Genomic DNA, 19,474 nt, shown 5'->3' with positions numbered 1-19,474 from the left:
ACTCCTACCGGTGGTAGGAGGATAACGAAAAGCATGCGTCAAGAGATCCCTTGTCGCATCAGCCTCGGCGAATGCCGAGAGGCTATGTAAAAATTAAGGAGGAGAAATTTATGAGTCAAAAAGTAAATACAGTATTGGGTCCAGTGTTAGCAGACGAGTTGGGTAAGACATTAATGCATGAGCATTTCTTTTTCGGCTATCCTGGATTTTACGGAAATTCGTTATATTATCCAAATAATAGAGAAGAGATTTTAAGAGCCGCTATGGAATTCGCTGAAATTGTTCAGGCACATGGCGTGAAAACTGTTGTTGATGCAACACCGAATGATACGGGGAGAGATCCTGAACTACTAAAAGAAATTGCTGAAAGAACTGGATTAAACATCATTTGTTCCACTGGCTATTATTATGAAGGCGAAGGTGCGCCAGCATATTTTAAGTTCAAGCAAGCCCTTGGTACAGCTGAAGACGAGATATATGAGCTGTTTATGGGTGAAATCACTGAGGGAATTGGTAAAACAGGTATTAAGCCGGGAGTCATAAAGCTTGGTTCTGGTAAAGACGCGATAACAGACTATGAAGAAGTATTTTTCAAAGTTGCTGCAAAAGTTCAAAAAGAAACAGGGATTTCAATCATAACCCATACTCAAGAAGGTACTATGGGTCCTGAACAAGCAGAATTGTTGGTATCAGAAGGAGCGGATCCGAAACGTATTTTAATCGGTCATATGGATGGAAATACCGACATCAATTATCATCTTCGTACATTAGAAAATGGTGTTTTTGTAGGGTTTGACCGATTTGGCATACAAGGATTTGTTGGAGCGCCAATGGACAATGAAAGGGTCGGTACACTCCTTGGCCTGATCGGTTCCGGTTATACTGATCAATTAATGATGTCCCATGATAAGGTGAATTTTTGGCTAGGAAAGCCGCCAGCCTGGCCAGATGAACTAAAAAAGCTGACTGAGAATTGGCATCCTGGGCATATATTTCAAAATATAATTCCAGCTCTAAAAGAAGGCAGTGTCACTGAGGAACAGATCAACACAATTCTTGTCAAAAATCCCAATCGTATTTTTGGTGGCAGGGAGGCTGTAAGAAATTTAAAAGGGAATAGAGATGCGGCGACAGTTGGTGATGAGGTAAAGTAGAGAAGAGAATATCACGGAGACGATTGACAGTGTGGGCACATTTCGTGCCCTTTTTTACAGTTTTTCCTTGAGTTATCAACATGAAATTTGCTAAAAAAACGATTGAAAAAGGTGCCGACGGACTAAAACTTGACAATCAAGCTTTAAGAACCTTTATGCAAATGAGTTTACGTATGACACCAAAGAAGGTGTCCTGAATTATTCATACTTCCAAGTTATAGCGTGAATGAGCATCAAAACTAACGATTTTTCGGTTATGTTCACTAAAGTAAGCTAAGCTGATTAAAGTTGGAACGAAACATAACAGGCAAACGCTGAAAAAGGCCTTTTTTGGACATACGTCTCCCTTGGTCTCGCTGGGGCTTTTAAAAAATGGGGCTTTATCGATAACTGTGCTTCATTCCAGTTTAAGGGCTTGAATGCGTCGGAGCACTTTCCAAAAAAACGTCTCATAAACAAAGCTTGAAGCCAATTTGAAATAAAACGAGCGCCCTGATTTTACTAACTTGCTTGCCACTTTAATGACCTTTGATCGTATAGTTTGGATTTGCATGCGCTTTTGTTCCTCCGGAAAACAAAGGGTACGTAGCCAGTTGGTTAAATTGTACGCGAACAAGCTAAACATCATCCTTGCTTCGTTGGCCTGAAACGAATGGCTGCTCATTCGATCCAAGTCAAAACCATTTTTGGCTTCCTTGATATAATTCTCCATCGTTCCACGTTTTTGGTAAGAACGGACGATCTCTTTGGGAGAGAAGGCATCGAACAGGCTTGTCACAAAGAATGCATGCGTGAAAAACAATTCGCCGGCCGGACGAATGGATTGAATGATGACTTTTCGGGGCTTGGCCCATGATTTGGCTTGGTATTCGGTTTCCTCATAATAGCATTCGGTTTGTGTAACGTCCGGTGTTGCCGGATGGAGCTCATCGGCTAGTCGTTGCAGGTTGGCATTGGATTTCAAGCGAATCACGTAATAGACGGATTCCTCTTCACATAGCTCATACAGCTCCGGAACCGCAAAGCCACTGTCCCCGCGCAGAAATGGGATCGTCTCCGGAAATGTTTCGTTGTAATGCTTGATCAGGGGCTTCACAAAATCCACAACCCCGTTGGACGTATAGACGTTGCCCGGGCGTAGTTGAGCCTTCATAAAATCACCGGTGATCCCATCGAAAGCAACGAGAGGATGATAGCCGACGGTGCCATAATGCGCATTGTAATCGGTTGATTCTTGTTCACCGTATGTATTGGCATGCGTGGAGTCCAAATCAAAGATAAGGCTCTTTGAGCCTCTCACTTGATGGACTTTGTCTAAAAGCGCTTGATTGGCTTGATTTAATTGATCAATAGATTCGGTGTCAAACCGGGCAAAGAATCTGGATAAACTGGGTTGAGAAGCTAACGCATCCGTTCCAATGATTTGCCTAAACACGGGATCATCCGTTAATTGATCCGCCGCATCATCTTCATCATAGCCGGCAATTATCTGATAAAGCTTTTGGCGAAGCAATTGCTCATTCGAATGAAGGTGGTACAGTCTCTCGTCTTTCAGATGCAGGTTTTTATCCAGCGTATGGAAAAACCCAAGTTTTTCATCGAACTCCCGAAATAAGATCTCACCTGTATCAGAGGAAAGATCACCACCGTCATTCGACAACTTCACTTTGCGATTGAAATCCATGGTTATTTGCGGTAATGTAGCCATTAGAAGAATCCTTTCTGTGGTTATTTTGGGTATAATTTAACTCTAACAGAAACGGATTCTTTTTTTCATTTATGGGATGAATATTCAATTCAGCTGTATGCCCTATTATTAGGGGATTCAGGATTCATTTGCGAATTTCTGTGAATAAATCAGGGGTGTAAATGCATTTTTTAGAAAAACGAGCTCCTGTCTTCACCAAAAATAAATGAAATGGGAGGGAGCAATTGTGCCAATAGAAAAAGCAGAAAAAAGCATTAATTGGAAAGAGATAGAAAATTATATACATAATAATATAGAAGCATTGCCGGATGAAAGAATGGAAGTTAAGAAGTTTACGGAAGGCTATTCAAATTTAACTTATATGATTAAGATAGGTGACTGGGAGGCTGTTTTACGGAGACCTCCATTTGGCTACACGCCTCCTAAAGCCCATGATATGGAACGAGAGTTTAAGGTATTGGAAAAAGTACACCCTGTCTTTCCTCTCGCACCAAAACCTTATATGTACTGTGAAGATTCAAAGATCATGGATAAACATTTTTATATTATGGAAAAACGAACTGGTGTCGTGATAGACGATGAGCTGCCACAGGCATATGAGCAAAACGAAAAAACAGGCAAACAGATATCAGAAGCGGTCATAAGAGCGCTTGTAGATCTACAAAAAATTGATGTAAACCAAGCAGGTCTAAATTATTTAGGAAAACCGGAAGGGTATTTAAATAGACAAGTTCATGGCTGGATAAAACGACTGAAAGAATCAAAAACGAATGATATCAATTTTTCAGGTGATATAGAGAAGTGGCTAATCAATAATATACCTAAAAATAATGAAATATCCATTGTTCATAATGATTTTAAATTAAACAATATCCTGAACTATTCATAGAAATTCCAAAGTGACTTACGAAACCCTTGGCTATCAAGGCAATAACCTGAATTAAGTATTCATCAAATAAATGAAAAAAGAATCCGTTTCTGTTAGTGTTAAATTAGACCAAAATAACCACAGAAAGGATTCTTCTAATGGCTACTTTACCGCAAATAACCCTGGATTTCAATCGCAAAGTGAAGATGTCGAATGACGGTGGTGATCTTTCCTCTGATACAGGTGAGATCTTATTTCGAGAGTTCGATGAAAAACTTGGGTTTTTCCATACGCTGGATAAAAACCTGCATCTGAAAGACGAGAGACTGTACCACCTTCATTCGAATGAGCAACTGCTTCGCCAAAAGCTTTATCAGATAATTGCCGGCTATGATGAAGATGATGCGGCGGATCAATTAACGGATGATCCCGTGTTTAGGCAAATCGTTGGAACGGATGCGTTAGCTTCTCAGCCCAGTTTATCCCGATTCTTTGCCCGGTTTGACACCGAATCTATTGATCAATTAAATCAAGCCAATCAAGCGCTTTTAGACAAAGTCCATCAAGTGAGAGGCTCAAAGAGCCTTATCTTTGATTTGGACTCCACGCATGCCAATACATACGGTGAACAAGAATCAACCGATTACAATGCGCATTATGGCACCGTCGGCTATCATCCTCTCGTTGCTTTCGATGGGATCACCGGTGATTTTATGAAGGCTCAACTCCGACCAGGCAACGTCTATACATCTAATGGGGTTGTGGATTTTGTAAAGCCCCTGATCACCCATTACAATGAAATGTTTCCGGAAACGATCCCATTTCTGCGTGGGGACAGTGGCTTTGCGGTTCCAGAGCTGTACAAGTTATGTGAAGACGAATCCGTCTATTACGTGATTCGTTTGAAAGTAAGCGTCAAATAATCCCCACCTAATAACAGGCGGGGATGTCATGTATGCTTTATTTAGATTGATTAGGGACGAAACATTCTTGCGGGAGTGTTTTGGACCATGGCAGAAGTTGAGCCAATTGCGCTTGATCTGTTGTATCCATATTGGGAAGTTCCTCAAACAAATAGCTAAGGTAGTGGAATGGATTCAATCCGTTTTCCTTGGCTGTCTCCACAATACTATAGATCATCGCACTGGATTTTGCTCCCTTTGCGGTGTTGCTAAACAGCCAATTTTTCCTCCCCATCACAAACGGCTTGATGGATCGTTCGGCTCGATTGTTATCGATCTCCAATCGGCCATCCTCTAAAAATGCCTCTAAACGCTCCCATTGGTTACGACAATATTTAATCGCCTTGCCAAGCGCACTTTTTGGTAATACATGTGGCGTTTGTTCTTGAAGCCATGCCAAAAAAGCCTCCAGTACGGGCTGGCTGCGTTCCAAACGCTTTTCATAGCGTTCTTGTGGACTTGCGTCCTTTAAATGGCGTTCAATGTCAAAAAGCTGATTGCAGAAGGCCAAACCTTCTTTCGCTTTCACAGACGTCGTGGCTGCGGATTCAGGCAATGCCTGCAGCGCTTCCGTGAATTTACGACGCGCATGCGCCCAACAGCCGACCAAACGGACATGGGGAAGGCCATTGTATCCTGCGTAACCATCGACATGCAGGTAGCCCTGAAAGCCATCCAGGAATCGGCGGGGATGCTTATTCGCCCGGGTCTGCTGATAATCGTACAGCACCATGGGCACATCGGCTTGTCCGGAGCGAAACAGCCACATATAGGACTTCGATGTTGCCGATCGTTCCGGTTCGGATAACACTTGTAAGGTTGTCTCATCCGCGTGTAAGGCATCCAGCTCTAATAGTTGGGCATGCATTTCGTTGTAAATCAGCTCGAGCCACGTGTTGGCACCGGACATCATCCAATTGGCCAGAGTCTGGCGGGGGATAGATACACCGAAACGTTCCAGGTGTTTCTCTTGCCGATACAAGGGCATGCCTTCCACATATTTCTGGGTCATGGCATGAGCCACGGCGGATGGAGAGGCTAAGCTTCCCGGAAATGCCGGTTCCGGCATCTTCGCTGTCACGATAGGCGTTTCGATGTCATGGCGTTCACAATGGCGGCAGCCATAGACATGGCGGACGTGCTCCACGACTTTCACTTGCGCTGGAATGACCTTTAATTCTTTTCGCACGTCCGTACTCATATCGTGTAGGGCTCCGCCACAACACGAACAGACCTGCTCCTCATCGGATAAATGATAGTCCATCGTTTCCGTCGGCAGGTTTTCGAGCTTTTGTTCGCGTTGGCCACGCTGTTTCTTGCGTTTATATGTAACCGTTTCGACCGTTGATTCTTCAACCGTCGGGGTGGATGTACCTTCGACCTCATTGAAAAGAGAGAGCTGGTCTTCATCGGTCTTCTCACTGGAAGATCCGAATCTGCGTTGTTGGCTTAGGCGAAATTGTTCTTCGTACCATTGGACTTTAGCCTCCAACGCCTCTTTTTCCAGCTCAAGCTTTTCATTTTGCGCTCGATAATATGCAATTGATGGGTTTGATGATTGCGCTGTATGTGCCATACCATAAGTATACGGAAAAGCATCCAACTTGCCCAGTCGAATGCCCGTATTTCTAAATTTCAATGTTCTATAGAATGGTACGCGCTTTGACCTCCCGATGGGCCTGCCTCTGCTCGATGGGCAAACCATCCAGCAGCCACCGAAGTTGGCGCGGACTGATGGTCATGGGTGCCGTTTCTGTTTCCGATGGCCAATGGAATGTGCCATTTTCCAACCTGCGGTAATGGAGCCAAAAGCCGTTGTGCTCCCACTGCAGGATTTTCAACTTGTCACGTTTCCGATTACAAAACACGAACAGACAAGGGGAAAAAGGATCGAGATCAAAGCATTGTTGGACAATAACGGCCAGACCGTCGATCGATTTGCGAAGATCCGTGTTTCCCCGAGCCAGGTACACGCGCTCGAATGATACATTCAACATTGGCTTCGCAACACATGAATGATATCGGATAATAACCCAACATGGGCGCCCGGCCTTACTTCGACGGAGATGGCACCGTAGTGAATAAAGATAGGTTCCGATCCTCCGGAAGGTATAGGATCATCATCGTCGACTTGGACCGTCAGCCATTGGGTTGAATCCGGTTCCGATGATATCTTGTCATCCTTGAATCGCTGGACCCAATAATACATTTGATTGACGTTGATGTCCTGCTCACGACACCATTCGGCCACACGTTGTCCGCTTTCTTTCCAGGCATCATACCGAGCTTTCCACTCGATTCTCTTGTCTTTCAGCGTCATCACATAACCTCCCGCAATCATTTCTAAGGCGATTATGGCACGGATGACTTTTGATTCCTATGTGTATTCTATTTGACGCTTACGTTTGAAATCCAACGCCAACCTGCAACGACTAGCCGATGAACTGCATCCGGCAACGCCGCCATCTGACGTTACACAAACCGAATGCTATTATGAGGAAACCGAGTACCAAGCGAAATCATGGGCCAAGCCCCGAAAAGTCATTATTCAATCGGTTCGTCCTGCCGGCGAAATGTTTTTCACGCATGCATTCTTTGCCACAAACCTATTCGATGCCTTCGCTCCCAAGGATATCGTCCGTTCCTATCAAAAAAGAGGAACAATGGAGAATTATATTAAGGAAGCCAAAAATGGTTTTGACTTGGATCGAATGAGCAGCCATTCGTTTCAGGCCAACGAAGCCAGGATGATGTTCAGCTTGTTAGCGTACAATTTAACGAACTGGCTGCGCACGCTTTGTTTTCCGGAAGAACAAAAACGCATGCAAATCCAAACCATACGATCGAAGGTCATTAAAGTGGCAAGCAAATTGGTGAAATCAGGGCGTTCGCTTTATTTCAAATTATCTTCAAGCTTTGTCTATGAAACCTTTTTCTGGAATGTGCTCAATCGTATTCAAAGGCTAAGACTAGAGTGACATGTGATCGCTCCTCTTTTTTAAAAAGCCATTTCAAGACAAAGGGAGACGTATGTCCCAAAAAGGGCATTTTTCAGCGCTTGACGCTATACTTCGTCACAATGCTAATCATCACACCTCATTTTTTTAACCAAACCGAAAAATCGTTAGCTTGGATGTTCGTTCACGCTTTTACTTGGAGGTATGAATAATTCAGGAATATGATGTTTGATTATAAAGATCCGGAAAAAATTGTCGCAATTTTTGATTGGGAAATGGCAACAATCGGTGATCCATATACAGATCTTGGGTCAACACTGGCTTATTGGATTGGGAAAAACGATCCTGAGCTTGGGATCACATCAGTAACCCACAAAACGGGATTTTACAGTAGAAGAGAATTTTTGGAAAGGTATAGTCAACTAACAAATAGAGACTTTTCAAATATCAATTTTTATTTGGCATTTGGATTTTATAAACTGGCCGGTATTTTGCAACAACTTTACTACCGCTGGAAAATTAATGAGATAAAAGATAAACGCTTTGTGTCGTTAAATAAAGGTATAAATAATTTAATTGAACTTAGCAATGAAGCTAAGAGCAATAAATTACTATAGACCAAACCTAATATTTTAAGAGATTACCAAGGACTAAAGGTGAAGATGGTAGAGTGAAGAAAAACTCGTCAGTCAAGCGTTGACGCACTTTGGAACAGCTGTTTAGATATTACCGAAACTAAAACTTTTAAGAAAGGCATCGCTAAAAATTAGCGATGCTTCTTCATGCATAGAGTTTTTTGCATAGACACGCTGCTTGTAATGATGACCGAGCCTGTTCGCTACCTCTAAACAATAGATAAGCTCTTCTTCACATATGTTAGTAATTGCTCTTTACAGAGGCGACCTATATAATATTAAGGAGAGGCAAAGGTCGATGAAAGGTGGATTTATTGTGTACAAAAACAAGTTAAAATTCGGTTTTGAATATGATAAATTGATTGAAGCGATAGACCAGATGTATGAAGGTTTCCTATTATCGGATCTTGATGGGCGTATAATTTATGCTAATAAGGCAGTTGCAAATACTGCCGGGGCATCATTAGAAGAAATTGTGGGGAAGACGCCAAAAGAAATGGAAGATGACGGATCAATTATTCAACAATCCACGAAAGTGATGTCTGAAGCACCTATCACGATGATACACAAATTAAGAACAGGACCGGAAATCTTTATTACGAGTAAACCTATTTATGATGAGAGTGGCAGTATTATCTGTTTTACAGCGAATTATCATAATTTGAAAACGTTAAACTATTTAAATCGTCTTCATGATAGTACGTCTAACACTATAAACATTTATAGCGAATCCTATAGGGATAAACGTATAAAAGGCTGGATTGGGAACAGCAATATCACAAATCAGTTGAAAGATAAAGTAATGAAAGTGGCAAACACTGAGGCAATGGTTCTGATTACTGGCGAGTCAGGCGTAGGAAAAGAAGTCGTAGCCAGTAATATCCAACAATTAAGTCCTCGTAAGGATAAGCCATACATTCAAATTAATTGTGGCGCGATACCTCGGGAATTAATTGAAGCAGAATTGTTTGGTTATGAAAAAGGGGCTTTTACCGGTGCTGATGCAACGAAAAAAGGTTTTTTTGAAGAGGCTAATGGAGGAACCGTTCTTCTAGACGAGATAGGAGAAATGCCGCTAAACTTACAAGTGAAACTATTGCGAGTGATCCAGACAAATAAAGTTACGCGAGTAGGTGGAACTAAAGATATATCGTTGAATGTCAGATTCATTGCATCAACGAATAAAGATTTACTGGCGTCTGTGAAACAGGGTGAATTTCGAGAAGACCTCTATTATCGATTAAATGTAATCCCAATAAATGTCCCTTCCTTAAAGGAAAGAAAAGATGACATATTCCCATTATGCGATTACTTTTTACAAAAACATAATAAAAAACACGAAGTTGAGAAAAAATTTGCTCCGGAAACGTTACAATTATTTCAGGAATACCATTGGCCAGGAAATGTAAGACAATTGGAAAATATGATTGAAAGATTAGTCATTATAACGGAAGAAGATGTTATTGCCCCTCCACATATTCCCTCTGAGCTCAAAATAAAGCACAACTTTTCATCATTGGATAACATTAAACCCTTAAAGGACGCTCGTGAAGAAGCCGAAATGAACATGATTAGCATGGCCATTCAAAAGTATGGAACCATTCGAAAAGCTGCCCGATATCTTGAAGTGGACCATTCTACAATTGTTAGAAAGATGAAAAAGTATAATATCAACTTATGAGGATCTAGTAGACGGCGCGGGAACGCACCAAACACAACGATCGATGCATATTCGCACCGCAAATACACGCAGAAATGAACCGGTGTTTTCCGACGCTTATTGAATTTCAGGAATTCAAATGTTGGTATATAAATTGCATTATTATAATGTCAGATGAAAAGTTCGGAGGTGTCGGCGATGAGTGATAAATTATGGTTGGATGTGTATCCGCAAAATGTAAAACAACAGATTGATGTTCCTCATCAAAGTTTACCACAAATGTTATTAGAAAAGATTGAAAAGTACGAGCAACATATTGCTCTTTCTTTTCAAGGTCAAGAGATTACGTATGAACAGTTGGGTGCGATGGTCACGGCATTTGCCTCTGGGTTACAGGGAGAGGGTGTGCAAAAAGGAGATCGCGCAGCTATTATGTTGCCCAACTCTTCCCAGTATGTTATCGCTTACTACGGCATATTGTTGGCTGGAGGCATTGTTACTCAGATCAACCCTATGCTGACTGAGAGGGAATTAACTTATATTTTGAATGACTCTGGTGCAGAAACGATCGTTGTGCAAGATGATTTATACCACAAAGTGAAAGCGGTTCAAAACCAAACGAAGTTGAAAAATGTCATTGTCGTGAACCTGTTGGCAAGAGTCACGTATAATGAACCAGCCTACATGTTCGATGATTTCCTGGATAGAGGTGCTCATCAGGTATCACAGGTAGCCATCGATCCCGCGGAAGATGTCGCTGTGTTGCAATATACAGGAGGAACAACAGGACGTTCCAAAGGGGTTATGCTTACCCACAATAACTTGATGGCTAATATTATACAGATTTATGAAATTTTCAACGAAGAATTATCTTTTGGTCGTGAGCGTGTGTTAACGGTCATCCCTTTATTCCATGTTTATGGGATGACGAACGGTATGAATCTGGCAATCTTTCTCGGAGCGACCAATATTATGCTGCCCAGGTTTGAGTTGCAGGATGTATTAGAAACGATCAAACAATCGAAACCGACCATGTTCCCTGGAGTACCGACTATGTATATCGGCTTATTAACACATCCCGAAGCTGATAAATATGGTCTAGACAGCATCCGGATATGTAATAGCGGTAGCGCGCCGATGCCCGTTGAGCTTATGAAAGAATTTGAACAAAAGACTGGTGCTATGATTGCGGAGGGTTATGGACTTTCCGAAACGGCCCCGACTACGCACGTCAATCCGTTGTTTGCCGAACGTAAAACAGGCAGTGTCGGTATTGGTTTACCATCAACGGATTATAAAATCGTAGATACTAACACTGGGCAAAAGATTATAAACCACGGAGATACCGGTGAGATTATCATTTATGGTCCCCAGGTGATGAAAGGCTATTGGAACAAACCTAAGGAAACACAACAGGCATTGCGTGATGGCTGGTTATATACCGGTAATATTGGACACATGGACGAGGAAGGCTATTTGTATATCGTCGATCGTAAAAAAGATATGATTATTGCTAGTGGTTATAATGTTTATCCACGAGAAGTAGAAGAGGTGCTTTATGAGCATTCGGCTGTATTGGAAGCAGCCGTCGTAGGTGTGGTTGATGATTACCGCGGAGAAACGGTCAAAGCCTTTATTGTGCTTAGGGAAGGGGAGTCGACCAACGAACAGGAGATTATTGCACATAGCCGCAAGTATTTGGCTGCTTATAAAGCTCCACACTACGTTGAGTTTAGAGAAGAGCTTCCTAAGTCAAACGTTGGGAAAACTTTGCGTCGTTCCTTGAGAGACGAACAAAATCAATCTCTTGCAAAAAAATGATCAATTTCTTCTAGGTTGGACAGTCTGAAATGAAGCAAGTAAAGAACGGCCATTACTAACGGATCCTAAATGCCAAACATGGCGCATTGTGGATACGGCCGTACCTTGGGATCGAAAAGATGAATTTTAATTCTGAAAACTTCAAATCATATTTAAACATTATATTGAAACTAGGATGAATGTAGCTAACCAAGCCCCGCACAAACACATCTTGACGGTAATCAACAATGAAGAGGGGGTATTAATTATGTTAAGTCTGATAGGAATTATTATCTCACTAGTTTTACTTATTATTTTAGCATTCAAAGGTTTTGGGCTCCTATTAGTAACACCTGTCCTCGCAGTTTTAGTAGCCCTCACCAGTAATATGGATATTGTAGAAGCACTTACAGGGCCTTATATGGATAGTTTTGTAGGATTTGCTCAGGATTACTTTTTAATCTTTTTATTTAGTGCTATTTTTGGGAAAGTGATAGCTGATAGTGGTGCAGCGGCTAGTATTGCTGCAGGTATTATGAAAGTAATAGGAAAAAAAAGTCGGTTAGCTGTGATTGCTGCAACGATGATTATTACCGCTGCTCTAACCTACGGAGGGGTAAGTTTATTTGTAGCAATTTTCGTAGTAATGCCTATCGCAAGACCAATATTTAAAGAAATGGATATCCCATGGCCTATTTTTATTGGATCATTTGCTTTAGGAGCCGCGACATTTACAATGACAATGTTGCCTGGAACCCCCCAAATCCAAAATATTATACCTATGACGCATTTAGGTACTAGCCCTACTTCAGGAGCTCTAATTGGGTTAGTAGCTACGGCAGTCGTCATCCCTTTTGGACTTTGGTGGTTAAATAGGGAAGACAAAAAATATCAAAAAAAGAATATAGGTTATGAGGAAACTAAAGGCAATGTTTCGGCAGATACCGAAGAAAAGAATCATTATCCGAAGTTTATTATTAGCATCTTCCCGTCTGCGTTGTTGTTAATACTTATAAATATTGTTCAACTAAATATAGAATTATCTTTAGCGCTGTCTGTAATTGCTGCACTCGTTCTCTTTTATATATATTTGGAGCAACCGCTTCAAACATTCAATACTGGAGCCATGAATGTAGCTGCGCCAATTTTAAATACATGCGCTGTTGTTGGGTTTGGAGGAGTTGTTGCAAGTACACAAGGATTTGAAGTTATGCGGGCTGCACTTTTGGATTTCCCGGGACATCCACTCATTTCATTCGCAGTAGCCATTAACGTAATGGTTGGAATTACTGGTTCAGCTTCCGGAGGATTAGGTATAGCGTTAGAAACTTTGGCAGATGACTATTCTCATGTTAACTCTGAAGCGCTTCATAGAATTGGAGCCATAAGTTCCGGCGGTTTAGATTCACTCCCACATAGTGGAGCTGTAGTTACATTGTTGACTGTAAGCGGCACCACTCATAGAGTGAGTTACATGCCCGTTTTTTGGATGTGTGTAGTAGGTCCTTTAATTGCATTAGCTGTTGCTCTTATCCCGGCAATATTCTTCTATTAAAGGTTGTTCAGTAAGTCTCTATCTATTTTGCAGTTACATTGACAAAACAGCCATAACTCAACGCAGGAAGGGTTTTGGCTGTACTATCGTAAAGTTGTGTGAAGCCGATGAAATAAAAAGAATCGCCTTATAAAAATTACGTATCACGAAGAATTGACGAAATATAGTAACGAACAGTGTAAAATCACACCACAAAATCCTTAAATTGCATTTATGCACCGGATTTGTGTGCATAAATGCACCTGCCCATATTCGTCCGCCGTTCTTCCGGGTTAAATGAACTGGCATACAATTTGCATTATTAGTAAATAACCAAAGAAAGTGAACTATCAAGATGTTTTCATTAGGGAGGTGTCAATAAAGGTGAATGGTAAACCTTGGTTGGATGTATATCCGCAAAATGTAAAACAACAGATTGATGTTCCTCATCATAGTTTACCGCAAATGTTATTAGAAAAGGTTGAAACGTACGCGCAACATGTTGCTCTCTCTTTTCAAGGACAGGAGCTAACATATGAAGAATTGGGTGCGATGATCTCCTCATTTGCTTCCGGGTTACAAGGAGTAAGCATACAAAAAGGAGATCGCATAGCGATTATGTTGCCCAACTGTCCCCAGTACGTCATCGCTTGCTACGGTACATTGATGGCAGGAGGCATTGTTACTCAGATCAACCCTATGCTAACCGAAAGGGAATTAACCTATATTTTGAATGACTCCGGTGCGGAAACGATCGTGGTCCTGGATGACCTATACCCAAAAATGAAAGCGGTTCAAAACCTAACTAAGGTGAAAAATGTCATCGTCGTCAGCCTGCTAGCTAAAGACACGTCCTATGAACCAGCGGTCACGTTCGATGAGTTCCTGCAGAAAGGTGGTGAACAGGAGGTATCACAGGTAGCCATTGATCCCGCAGAAGATGTCGCTGTCTTGCAATATACAGGAGGAACAACAGGGCGTTCCAAAGGGGTCATGCTTACTCACCAGAACTTGATGGCTAATCTCGTGCAAATATATGAATATTTCAAGGAAGACTTATCTTTTGGTCGTGAGCGACTGCTAACAGTCATTCCTTTATTCCATGTTTATGGGATGTCGAACGGCATGAATCTGGCCGTTTTTCTAGGGGCGACCAATATTATGCTGCCTAGGTTTGATGTTCAGGACGTATTAGAGACGATTAAAGAAAAAAAGCCGACCATGTTCCCTGGAGTACCGACCATGTATATCAGTTTGTTAACGCACCCTGAAGCTGAAAAATACGGTTTGGACAGCATTCGGATATGTATTAGCGGTAGCGCGCCCATGCCCGTTGAGCGTATGAAAGAATTTGAACAAAAGACAGGCGCTAAAATTTTGGATGGTTATGGACTTTCCGAAACGGCACCATCAACTCATGCCAATCCGTTGTTTGCCGAACGAAAGCAAGGCAGTGTCGGTATTGGTTTACCATCAACAGACTATAAAATCGTGGATACTCATACTGGACAGAAGGTTATGCCAACAGGTGAAATTGGTGAGGTAATTATTCGCGGGCCCCAGGTAATGAAAGGTTATTGGAATAAGCCGGAAGAAACGCAACAGTCGCTACGCGACGGCTGGTTGTATACCGGCGATATGGCGTACATGGATGATGAAGGTTACGTATATATCGCTGATCGTAAAAAAGATATGATTATTGCCAGCGGCTATAATGTTTATCCCCGGGAAGTGGAAGAGGTCCTCAATGAGCATGCGGCGGTTTTGGAAGTAGCCGTCATCGGAGTAGCCGATGATTACCGTGGAGAAACGGTTAAAGCTTTTATTGTGCTTAGGGAAGGAGCGTCGATCACTGAACAGGAGGTTATTGCACATAGCCGCAAGTATTTGGCTGCATTTAAAGTTCCGCGTTTCGTCGAGTTTCGTGAGGAGCTGCCTAAATCAAACGTTGGGAAAACTTTGCGCCGCTCCCTAAGAGAAGAACAAAATCAAACTCAATCCTCATAGTAAAAAATTTTGGTTCAGTAACAATTTACGGGGGACATGAATCGACACCCGATAAAACAGGAAAATCCAAATCACCTGTCGAAATGGATAAGTACCCACAAAACCCATACGAAAGGTGATTTGGATGCTTAACCATTATACCATGGTCCATGAATGTAAAGAAGTCCCTTTTGCCATTATCCATCAAGAAGAAATTCCATTTGGTTATCCGAACCCAGGATTATATCGCTACCTTCAGTTACTGAATGAAGGCACACGTTGTCCGGATTGTGGGTACTGGACAACCCGAGTGCATGAGCATCACATGAAGCAAGTGGTTGCAGGCGCTCACAACGATACGCCGATCTTTGATCATTTCAGCCATCGTCGATTTATATGTGATGCCTGTTGTCGTACGTTTATGGAGCCATTACCTTGGCTCAAACCATATCAACGAATGTCGGTGATAGCCAAGCAATCACTGATATTTGCAACGGCCGACCGCACCTTCAAATCGGTAGGAGAAGCCTTTGATCGCAGTGGTCAAACTATTGGGGTCCATGCACGCGCATGTCATGGAGAGCATCCAGCTATTTCGGATCGATCCACCCCCGCACTCATCGGCCTTGATGAAATCAGTTTGGCCAAAGGAAAAGGCAAGTATCGGTTGGTCATGTACGATCTCTCGGTACCATGGCGGCCCCAGTTATTCGAGTTACATGAAAGTCGTCGCAAAGAAGCTGTCATGGATCTTTTCAACCAATTGTCTCAACCTGAACAAGTGATTGCGGTTGCGATCGATATGTGGAGGCCTTATCAGACAGCGATTAAGGCCGCCCTCCCTCAAGCGATCGTGGTCATTGATGCCTTCCATGTCATCCAAGCTTCGACGCGTGCCTTGGACGATGTGCGAAAAAGCGTCCAACATGTTTTGACCAAAGAAGAACGGGTGGCATTAAAAGAAGACAAAGACTTGTTTGCTGAACGAACGGAAGAATTAACCCCGGAACAACAAGAACGTCTGAAGCATTGGGAGACAACATCACCGACGTTAGCTCAAGCCATGCGCCTGCATCAAAAACTTCGCCAATTGTATCAATGCAATGATCTGGAAGAAGCATTGGATCATTTAGTGGCGTGGGAAAAAGAGGTCATCGCCTCTTCCCTGGAGCCATTCGATGATCTTCTCAAGACTATTTGGAATTGGTTGCCGGAAATTCTCCATCGATTTTACTATCGTATATCCAATGCCAAAACCGAAGGGAAGAACAACCAACTCCGCACGATGAATCAACAAGGGTTTGGCTATTCGTTATTCTCTCTTCAAGCTCGGATGCAGGTGAAGGAAGAAAAAGAGGCGATCCTTAAATGGAGAAAATATCAAGCTCGGTGTGAACAAAGAATCCATCAAGAAGAATACCCACCGGCAGCCTAAGGATTATCGACAAAATTCGCTCTATAAAGCAAGGTGCGGGACTTCATTGTCGAATATTGTCATCCATCCCGTGATTTGTGATAGAACCAAAATTTTAACTATGGAAAGGAGGAGAACAACATGATATAAAAATCTTTGATTGCATCGATATGAAAAGGTTCACCGAAGGATCTATTTAAGGATGGTAGGAACAAAAAGTAAAAATTGTTTTGGTTCAGGATATTATTGGACTATTAGTAACTAAATATTAAAAATTAAATTTAAAATAAAGATTATTGAAAACAATATATGTTTGATGTAATATTATAAAAGAATCAAAACATACTAATCGGTCAGTATAATATTGAAAGGGGATACAGCAATGCAATTTCAGTATTCGGAAAAGGTCATTGATTTACAAAAACAAGTGAATGAGTTTATGGAGACTTACGTTTATCCGAATGAAAAAGTATACGAAGAACAGTTGAATCAGCAAGAAACCCGGTGGTCTTCAGTTCCTCCAATCATGGATGAATTAAAAGAGAAAGCAAGAGAAAAAGGATTATGGAATCTTTTTTTGCCGGAAAGTGACTACGGAGCCGGTTTATCCAATCTTGAATATGCGCCTCTTTGTGAAATAATGGGACGATCTATGATTGGTCCCGAAGTGTTTAACTGTAGTGCCCCGGACACAGGAAATATGGAAGTTTTGGTCCGATATGGTTCCGAGGAACAAAAAAAACAATGGCTAGATCCTTTACTCGAGGGCAAAATTCGATCATGTTTTTCCATGACAGAACCTGATGTGGCTTCCAGCGACGCTACAAACATCAAAACGAGCATTAAAAGAGAAGGCAATGAATATGTCATCAACGGCCGAAAATGGTGGTCATCCGGAGCAGGAGACCCTCGTTGTAAAATAGCGATTGTCATGGGGAAAAACGACCCGAATGCAGCCAAACATGAACAGCAATCGATGATTCTCGTGCCGTTGGATACACCGGGAGTGAAAATAGAGAGAACGACTCCGGTTTTTGGCTATGATGATGCGCCACACGGCCACGCGGAAATCGTTTATGACAATGTAAGAGTGCCGGCCGATCATATGCTTTGGGATGAAGGAAAAGGGTTTGCCATTGCACAAGGGCGTCTAGGGCCCGGCCGAATTCATCACTGTATGCGATTGATTGGGGCAGCAGAGCGGGCACTTGAAGAGCTATGCAATCGAGTGCAAGAAAGAGAAACGTTCGGCAAAAAAGTGGCAGAACAAGGCGTCGTGCAAGAGTGGATTGCGGAATCACGAATGGATATTGAGCAAGCTCGCTTATTGACATTGAAGGCCGCTTATATGATGGATACGGTTGGAAATAAAGAAGCAAAATCTGAAATTGCCATGATTAAAGTAGTTGCACCGAATATGGCATTACGAGTGATTGATCGAGCCATTCAGGCATTTGGCGGTGCCGGCGTTAGCGCTGATCATACAATCGCCCATCAATGGGCAAATGCCAGAACATTACGGCTTGCAGACGGTCCTGATGAAGTCCATCGCAGACAAATTGCAAAATTGGAACTTAAAAAATATTCGAATGCTTAAAAATCATTTATGAAAAGGTTGATGTAAACATGGAAGATGTAGTGATCGTTTCTGCCGTACGGACAGCCATCGCGAAAAAAGGCGGGGCACTTGCTTCCGTCGACCCGGCCGTGTACGGAGGAGAAGTTATAAGTGAAGCGATGAAAAGAGCTGATGTTGAACATGAAACTGTAGAAGATGTGATTTTCGGTAACTGTTTGAGCGGGGGCGGGAACATCGCGCGCGTGTCGCTTCTTGAAGCGGGGTTGCCGGTGGATATTCCCGGGCTTACGATTGATCGTCAATGCGGTTCCGGCATCAATAGCGTCGCCCTTGCTGCCGAGAAAATTATCGCCGGTAACGCTGATGTGGTCGTTGCCGGCGGCACCGAAAGCATGACACGCAGTCCGCATCTAATGGCGGTTCAAGAAAAAGCATATGATCTTCGACCGCCGAAGTTTATCAACCCTACACTATCGCCCGATGAAATCGGTGACCCGCCGATGGGGATTACGGCAGAGAACCTGGCTGATCAATATGAAGTGAGCCGCGAGGAACAGGATGCCTTCGCCTTAAGAAGTCAGGAACGTATGGCGGATGCGATCGATAAAGGCTATTTCAAAGATCAAATCGTGCCCATTGAAGTGAAAACGAGGAAAGGCACCGTAACGTTTGACCAAGACGAGCATCCGCGTCCGGACGTGACGAAAGAAGATCTGGCCAAGCTCCCGGCGGTGTTCAAAAAAGATGGCAGCGTTACCGCCGGCAGCTCCTCCGGGATTAACGACGGAGCGTCGGCATTGGTGTTGATGTCCGGGACTGAAGCCAAGAAACGCGGGCTAAAGCCCTTGGCGACGGTCAAAGCATCAACTGTCGCGGGTGTTGATCCGAACATTATGGGCATTGGTCCTGTCCCGGCGGTAAAAAAATTGCTTGAAAAAACCGGCGATCAACTCGATGATTTTGATTTAATAGAGATCAACGAAGCGTTTGCCGCACAGGTGCTCGCATGTGACCGGGAACTTTCCTTTAATATGGACAAAGTCAATGTAAACGGAGGAGCCATTGCCCACGGTCATCCGATTGCTGCTACCGGCAGCATGCTTGTGACGAAATTATGCTATGAACTCGAACGCCGCGGGGAGAAGAAAGGACTAGTCACCGCTTGTATCGGCGGCGGGCAAGGAATCGCGCTCGCTGTGGAAAAAGAGTAACTTAGT

The 19,474-nt window shown here is 42.8% G+C and carries 13 protein-coding genes and 3 pseudogenes; 12 read left to right on the top strand and 4 right to left on the bottom strand.

Going from position 1 to position 19,474, the window contains the following annotated elements:
- Nucleotides 1-110 precede the first annotated feature (110 nt).
- A complete protein-coding gene (locus EPH95_RS04400; RefSeq protein ID WP_142087681.1) occupies nucleotides 111-1,154 on the top strand; it encodes a phosphotriesterase family protein in 1,044 nt (347 codons plus the stop codon).
- Nucleotides 1,155-1,551: 397 nt separating this feature from the next.
- Here the strand turns inward: EPH95_RS04400 and EPH95_RS04395 are convergent, their stop codons facing one another.
- Nucleotides 1,552-2,862, bottom strand: a complete 1,311-nt coding sequence (locus EPH95_RS04395) for an IS1380 family transposase (protein ID WP_142087680.1) — start codon at nucleotides 2,860-2,862, stop codon at nucleotides 1,552-1,554.
- A gap of 226 nt (nucleotides 2,863-3,088) precedes the next feature.
- Between EPH95_RS04395 and EPH95_RS04390 the strand changes: the two genes are divergently transcribed.
- A complete protein-coding gene (locus EPH95_RS04390) occupies nucleotides 3,089-3,751 on the top strand; it encodes a phosphotransferase family protein (RefSeq protein ID WP_160141612.1) in 663 nt (220 codons plus the stop codon).
- A gap of 137 nt (nucleotides 3,752-3,888) precedes the next feature.
- Nucleotides 3,889-4,638, top strand: a pseudogene (locus EPH95_RS04385) (IS1380 family transposase); the annotation flags it as partial.
- Nucleotides 4,639-4,690: 52 nt separating this feature from the next.
- On the opposite strand, the pseudogene tnpC reads toward EPH95_RS04385, so the two are convergent.
- The 3 genes and pseudogenes from tnpC to tnpA form a co-directional block, all read right to left on the bottom strand.
- A pseudogene (tnpC, locus tag EPH95_RS04380) lies at nucleotides 4,691-6,273 on the bottom strand (IS66 family transposase).
- A 62-nt stretch (nucleotides 6,274-6,335) separates the two neighbouring features.
- Nucleotides 6,336-6,689, bottom strand: a complete 354-nt coding sequence (gene tnpB, locus EPH95_RS04375) for an IS66 family insertion sequence element accessory protein TnpB (protein WP_142087553.1) — start codon at nucleotides 6,687-6,689, stop codon at nucleotides 6,336-6,338.
- Nucleotides 6,683-7,033, bottom strand: a complete 351-nt coding sequence (tnpA, locus tag EPH95_RS04370) for an IS66 family insertion sequence element accessory protein TnpA (protein ID WP_227003902.1) — start codon at nucleotides 7,031-7,033, stop codon at nucleotides 6,683-6,685. Before tnpA ends, tnpB begins: the two co-directional genes overlap by 7 nt.
- 58 nt (nucleotides 7,034-7,091) lie before the next feature.
- Here tnpA and EPH95_RS04365 point away from each other — a divergent pair.
- The 9 genes and pseudogenes from EPH95_RS04365 to EPH95_RS04325 all read left to right on the top strand — a co-directional run.
- A pseudogene (locus EPH95_RS04365) lies at nucleotides 7,092-7,670 on the top strand (transposase); the annotation flags it as partial.
- A gap of 200 nt (nucleotides 7,671-7,870) precedes the next feature.
- Nucleotides 7,871-8,266: a phosphotransferase gene (locus tag EPH95_RS04360; RefSeq protein ID WP_142087677.1), complete on the top strand. Its 396-nt coding sequence runs from the start codon at nucleotides 7,871-7,873 to the stop codon at nucleotides 8,264-8,266.
- Nucleotides 8,267-8,582: 316 nt separating this feature from the next.
- Nucleotides 8,583-9,965, top strand: coding sequence for a sigma-54 interaction domain-containing protein (locus EPH95_RS04355; protein WP_160141611.1), 1,383 nt, complete (start codon nucleotides 8,583-8,585; stop codon nucleotides 9,963-9,965).
- Between the two features lie 177 nt (nucleotides 9,966-10,142).
- Nucleotides 10,143-11,765 (top strand): long-chain-fatty-acid--CoA ligase, encoded by a 1,623-nt coding sequence (locus EPH95_RS04350; protein WP_142087674.1) that lies wholly within the window; start codon nucleotides 10,143-10,145, stop codon nucleotides 11,763-11,765.
- 247 nt (nucleotides 11,766-12,012) lie between these two features.
- Nucleotides 12,013-13,299, top strand: a complete 1,287-nt coding sequence (locus EPH95_RS04345) for a GntP family permease (RefSeq protein ID WP_160141610.1) — start codon at nucleotides 12,013-12,015, stop codon at nucleotides 13,297-13,299.
- A gap of 363 nt (nucleotides 13,300-13,662) precedes the next feature.
- The gene (locus tag EPH95_RS04340) at nucleotides 13,663-15,285 is read left to right on the top strand and encodes a long-chain-fatty-acid--CoA ligase (protein ID WP_193557018.1); all 1,623 of its coding nucleotides are present in this window, start codon (nucleotides 13,663-13,665) and stop codon (nucleotides 15,283-15,285) included.
- Nucleotides 15,286-15,409: 124 nt separating this feature from the next.
- Nucleotides 15,410-16,699 carry an ISL3 family transposase gene (locus EPH95_RS04335; RefSeq protein WP_142087671.1) on the top strand — a complete coding sequence of 430 codons (1,290 nt, stop codon included), beginning with the start codon at nucleotides 15,410-15,412 and terminating at the stop codon, nucleotides 16,697-16,699.
- 361 nt (nucleotides 16,700-17,060) lie between these two features.
- Complete coding sequence (locus EPH95_RS04330) at nucleotides 17,061-18,275, top strand: acyl-CoA dehydrogenase (RefSeq protein ID WP_142087670.1); 1,215 nt, start codon at nucleotides 17,061-17,063, stop codon at nucleotides 18,273-18,275.
- Nucleotides 18,276-18,304: 29 nt separating this feature from the next.
- Nucleotides 18,305-19,468, top strand: a complete 1,164-nt coding sequence (locus tag EPH95_RS04325; RefSeq protein WP_142087668.1) for a thiolase family protein — start codon at nucleotides 18,305-18,307, stop codon at nucleotides 19,466-19,468.
- Nucleotides 19,469-19,474 lie beyond the last annotated feature (6 nt).

The organism is Salicibibacter halophilus (genome assembly GCF_006740705.1).
Lineage (GTDB): Bacteria > Bacillota > Bacilli > Bacillales > Marinococcaceae > Salicibibacter > Salicibibacter halophilus.
The sequence above is the reverse complement of the archived record's forward strand: the minus strand, read 5'-3'. Positions and strand labels throughout refer to the sequence as shown.